The sequence below is a fragment of the uncultured Campylobacter sp. genome (assembly GCF_938018145.1).
Classification (GTDB): Bacteria; Campylobacterota; Campylobacteria; order Campylobacterales; family Campylobacteraceae; genus Campylobacter_A.
In genome coordinates this window covers 1-4,399 of the sequence record NZ_CALIII010000028.1, presented here as the reverse complement: position 1 = coordinate 4,399, position 4,399 = coordinate 1, and the positions used below count along the sequence as shown (strand labels likewise).

Here is a 4,399-nt window from a genome sequence, read left to right as displayed (position 1 = left end):
AAAGCTCAAAATAGTTTTATGCAATCGGTCGTTGCATATCATAAAACTATTTCGGATATTATAAGTTAGGTATATTACGCTTGTCGTGCGATCAAATCTTTTAAAAAGGAAATTTATGCGTAGAATTGCATAAAATCTAAAATAAAAGTCTCCACAAAATTTATCATTTTCCGCCCATATGTAAAATTACAAACGATGTAACAGAGAAGCAAATAAATTTAATTAAGATAAAAAGCTAGAGTGGATTTTGAGATAATTGAAGGCAGATAAATTTAAAAAGAAAAAGAGAGCCGAAGCTCTCTAAAAATTATTCTTTGATTAGCTCGATATAAGCCATCTCAGCAGCATCGCCTCGGCGAACGCGAGTCTTAACGATGCGCGTATACCCACCGTTTTTGCCTACGAATTTTGGAGCAAGCTCAGTTACTAGCTTATTCGTAGTTTCTTTATCCTGCAGGCTAGCAAAAACCGCTCTATGAGCGTTACTGTCGCCTTTTCTCGCTCTAGTGATTAGCTTTTCGATATAGCTTCTCAACTCTTTTGCCTTAGGCAAGGTCGTCTCTATCTTTTCGCTTTTGATGATAGCGATAGCTAAATTTTTAAGTAGAGCCGAACGGTGAGCCGACGTCCTACCTAGTTTTCTGTATCCGTGACCGTGTCTCATTTATCTTCCTTTTACTCTTTTGCACTCATTTGTGATTTTAGGTCGGCGATTTTTTTCTTGAGTTGCTCTTTGCCGCCGCCTAGGTCGCCGCCGACCGGATATCCGATCTCTTGCATAACGGCTTTGATCTCTTCTAGAGATTTTTTACCTAAATTTTTAAGCTCTTTTAGCTCGTTTTCATCCATCAAAGCAAGCTCGCCGATAAATCTAATCTCAGCTTTATCAAGGCAGTTAAAGCTTCTAGCGCTCAAATTTAACTCTTCTACGCTTTGAAGTAGCTTCGCATGCTCGCTGCCTGAAGTTTGAGCGTTTAAGCCTGCAGAAACGTCGATATTCAAAACACCTTTAAACACCGACATCTGCTGATACATTGCCTCGATCGCGTGTTTAAACGCTTCGATCGCACCCACTTGTCCGTCCGTCGTAACCGTGAAAATAATCTTCTCGTAGTCAGGGTTATCCTCAACCAGGACACTTTCTAGCTCATAAACAGCTTTTTTAACAGGCGTAAAGAAAGCGTCTAGAGCTATATAACCCTCTTCGGTATTGTCTCTTATTTCTTCACTTGGGACGTATCCGATACCTTTTTGAATGATTACGGAAAATTTAAGCTCCGCGTCTTCGTTTATGGTCGCAAGATAGGCGCCCGGATTTACGATATCTACGACATCGCTTTTTAGATCGCCGGCTTTTATCTCTTTTGGACCTTTAAACGAATACTCGACCACTTCGCGCTCAGACTCGTTTTTTAGCTTAAAGCGGATGTTTTTTAAATTTATAATAAACTGCGCTACGTCCTCGAGCATGCCTCTCATCGAATCAAATTCGTGAGATACGCCCTCTATCTTGACGCCCGTAGCCGCAAATCCAACCGTGCTGCTATATAAAAGTCGTCTTAGCGGATGAGCCAAAGTAACAGCATAGCCCGTCTCAAACGGATACGCGGTTATTCTGGCGACATTCTCGCTTATACTCTCTACTGAAATTTCGGTAGGCATATAAGCTGATGTGGTAATTTTTCTCATCGTTATACCCCTTATTATTTCGAATAAAGCTCTACTATGAATCTTTCCTCGACAGGAATGACGACTTCTTCCCTTTCCGGAGTTCTTGTGAAAATTCCGAATTTTTTATCTTTTTCTACGTCGACCCAAGCTACGATGCCAGTTTGTGCCGTAAGGTCGATCGCGCGAACGATTTGCGGATTGTTTTTAGATTTTTCGATAACCTCTACTTTAGCACCCGCTTGGACTCTGTAAGAAGGAATATCCACTCTCTTGCCGTTTACCAAAATATGTCCGTGAGTAACTAGCTGGCGAGCAAAGCGGCGAGTCGTCGCAAAGCCCATTCTGTAAACTACGTTATCTAGTCTTTGCTCCAAAAGCTGCACCAAAAGCGCACCGGTATTTCCCTCGCGGCGAGCAGCCTCTTGGAATAAGCGGCGGAATTGCTTTTCGCTAATGCCGTACATAAATTTAGCTTTTTGTTTTTCGCGAAGCTGCAAGCCGTATTCGCTTATCTTGCTTCTTCTTTGTCCGTGTTGTCCCGGAGCGTAAGGTCTTTTGTCGAGCGCACTCTTACCTGCCAAGCGACGCTCGCCCTTTAGCGCCAAACTAACGCCGAGTCTTCTTTCTAATTTTTCAACGGGTCCTCTATATCTAGCCATAATAATTCTCCTAAATTTCTAATTATACGCGGCGGCGTTTCGGCGGTCTGCAACCATTATGCGGAAGCGGAGTTATATCTTTTAAAAACGTTACTTTTATGCCCTCTACCGCGCCTACGCTCTTGACTGCGGTCTCTCTACCGCTGCCAGGACCTTGTACTTTGATGCCTACTTCTTTTATGCCGTGCTCTTTTGCTTTGGTTAGAGCGTCTTCTACTGCTTGTTGGGCTGCATAAGGAGTTGATTTTTTACTTCCTTTAAAGCCTAGTCCGCCAGCACTGCTCCAAGCGATAGCATTTCCCATCTCATCGGTAACCGTTACCATAGTGTTGTTAAAAGTCGCGCTTATATAAACGATACCTTTAGCGATACTTTTTCTTACAATTTTCTTTTTAACTACTTTTCTTTTTGCCATCGCTTATCCTTATTTAGTCGCAGCGCCGACTGTTTTGCGCTTGCCTTTTCTAGTTCTAGCGTTTGTTTTAGTCTTTTGACCGCGCACCGGAAGACCTTTTCTGTGTCTTAGACCGCGGTAGCTTCCTAAGTCCATAAGAGCCTTGATGTCCATAGCGACGCTTTTTCTAAGGTCGCCTTCCACTACGTGGTTCTCTTGGATCTCTTTGCGGATAGCCGCAGCTTCGTCTTCGGTTAGATCGTTTACTCTTTTATCGTAAGAAATTTTGGTAGCATCCAAAATTTGACGAGATTTGTGAAGACCGATACCGTAAATATAGGTCAAACCGTATTCGATTCTCTTTTTCTTTGGTAAATCCACACCTGCGATACGTGCCATGCTTTATCCTTGTCTTTGTTTATGTTTTGGATTTTCGCAGATTATGCGAACTACGCCTTGGCGCTTGACAATTTTGCACTTGTCACACATCTTCTTTACAGAAGGACGAACTTTCATTCTAGTCTCCTAAAAATTTATTCCACTTTTAGGCTGCATCAGGTTTAACGAAATTTTAAACCAACTATTTTCAAAACAAGTGGTGGGCTTTGAAAACAATTCTTCATACAGCAATTTGTCGCAAAGGGCTGAGTATAGCCAAATTTAGCTTTTAATTTACTTATGTCGGTAAATTATCCTACCCTTATCCAGACTGTAAGGCGTTAGTTCCACCTTTACGCGGTCCCCCGGCATTATTTTTATATAATGCATCCTCATCTTGCCCGCAATATGACACAAAATCACATGTTTGTTGTCAAGCTCGACCTTAAACGTCGCGTTTGGCAGCGCCTCGATGACGTTGCCGTCGATCTCTATGACGTCGTCTTTTGCCACTTAACTCCTTTTTGTTAAATTTACTTTCGCCGATCGGCGGAAGTTTGAAATTAAAATTTTAACTCACCACAAATTAAAATTTTAAAATTTACAAGTCGCACAAACAACTTGTAAATTTTAAAATTTTACGCTAGGCTTAAGATCTCCGCACGTCCGTTTACGACAGCCATGCAGTGCTCGTAGTGGCTGGTTCTTAGTCCGTCTTTGCTGGTTACTTTCCATTTGTCAGGACCGATCACCGGAGTGCCGTCTTTTTGGCAAATCATCGGCTCCACGCAAAATACCATTCCGTTTTTGATTTTTGGTCCGGATTTTGGGCTCCCGCCTTCTAAATAATTTAAAATTTGCGGATCTTCGTGCGGGCGTCTACCGATGCCGTGACCGCAAAATCCAGTTAAAGGAACGAATCCGCGAGCTCTTATAAATTTCTCGATTTCAAAACTAAGCTCTTTAAAGTGCATTCCCGCTTTTACGGTATCTATCGCAAAATATAGCGCGTCTTTGGCGCAAGCGATTAGTTTTTCGTCCTCGCGCGAAATTTGACCCACACCCCAAGTCCTAGCCGAGTCGCCGAAATATCCATTCAAATTTGAGCCGATATCGACGCTTACGATGTCGCCTTCTTGTAGTTTGTATTCGTTCGGGATGCCGTGGATGACTACTTCGTTTACGCTGATACAAGCGGCGTTTGGAAAGCCATAAAGCCCCTTAAATGCGGGCTTTGCGCCTGCAGCCCTTATCATATCGTCGCAAATTTTATCTATTTCGAGCAGTGAAATGCCAG

At 42.6% G+C, this 4,399-nt stretch carries 8 protein-coding genes; all 8 read right to left on the bottom strand.

The features are described from left to right. Positions 1-307: 307 nt before the first annotated feature. Positions 308-664, bottom strand: coding sequence for a 50S ribosomal protein L17 (gene rplQ, locus Q0338_RS00720; RefSeq protein ID WP_002943070.1), 357 nt, complete (start codon positions 662-664; stop codon positions 308-310). A gap of 11 nt (positions 665-675) precedes the next feature. Further along, positions 676-1,689: a DNA-directed RNA polymerase subunit alpha gene (locus tag Q0338_RS00715; RefSeq protein ID WP_298085086.1), complete on the bottom strand. Its 1,014-nt coding sequence runs from the start codon at positions 1,687-1,689 to the stop codon at positions 676-678. Between the two features lie 14 nt (positions 1,690-1,703). Next, positions 1,704-2,330, bottom strand: a complete 627-nt coding sequence (gene rpsD / locus Q0338_RS00710; protein ID WP_002943554.1) for a 30S ribosomal protein S4 — start codon at positions 2,328-2,330, stop codon at positions 1,704-1,706. Positions 2,331-2,352: 22 nt separating this feature from the next. Beyond that, complete coding sequence (gene rpsK / locus Q0338_RS00705) at positions 2,353-2,745, bottom strand: 30S ribosomal protein S11 (protein ID WP_002947090.1); 393 nt, start codon at positions 2,743-2,745, stop codon at positions 2,353-2,355. A gap of 9 nt (positions 2,746-2,754) precedes the next feature. After that, positions 2,755-3,123, bottom strand: coding sequence for a 30S ribosomal protein S13 (gene rpsM / locus Q0338_RS00700; RefSeq protein WP_002943382.1), 369 nt, complete (start codon positions 3,121-3,123; stop codon positions 2,755-2,757). 3 nt (positions 3,124-3,126) lie between these two features. Then, on the bottom strand, positions 3,127-3,240 hold the full coding sequence (rpmJ, locus tag Q0338_RS00695) for a 50S ribosomal protein L36 (RefSeq protein ID WP_002947091.1): 114 nt from the start codon (positions 3,238-3,240) through the stop codon (positions 3,127-3,129). A gap of 156 nt (positions 3,241-3,396) precedes the next feature. Beyond that, entirely contained in the window at positions 3,397-3,615 is a 219-nt protein-coding gene (infA, locus tag Q0338_RS00690) for a translation initiation factor IF-1 (RefSeq protein WP_002943098.1), read from the bottom strand. Between the two features lie 125 nt (positions 3,616-3,740). Continuing rightward, on the bottom strand, positions 3,741-4,399 hold a 659-nt coding region (gene map / locus Q0338_RS00685), incomplete at its 5' end, for a type I methionyl aminopeptidase (RefSeq protein ID WP_298085085.1).

Excerpts from the sequence above, each read along its gene's own strand:
- rplQ (WP_002943070.1), bottom strand. The coding sequence starts at position 664 with ATGAGACACGGTCACGGATACAGAAAACTAGGTAGGACGTCGGCTCAC.
- Q0338_RS00715 (WP_298085086.1), bottom strand. The coding sequence starts at position 1,689 with ATGAGAAAAATTACCACATCAGCTTATATGCCTACCGAAATTTCAGTA.
- rpsD (WP_002943554.1), bottom strand. The coding sequence starts at position 2,330 with ATGGCTAGATATAGAGGACCCGTTGAAAAATTAGAAAGAAGACTCGGC.
- rpsK (WP_002947090.1), bottom strand. The coding sequence starts at position 2,745 with ATGGCAAAAAGAAAAGTAGTTAAAAAGAAAATTGTAAGAAAAAGTATC.
- rpsM (WP_002943382.1), bottom strand. The coding sequence starts at position 3,123 with ATGGCACGTATCGCAGGTGTGGATTTACCAAAGAAAAAGAGAATCGAA.
- rpmJ (WP_002947091.1), bottom strand. The coding sequence starts at position 3,240 with ATGAAAGTTCGTCCTTCTGTAAAGAAGATGTGTGACAAGTGCAAAATT.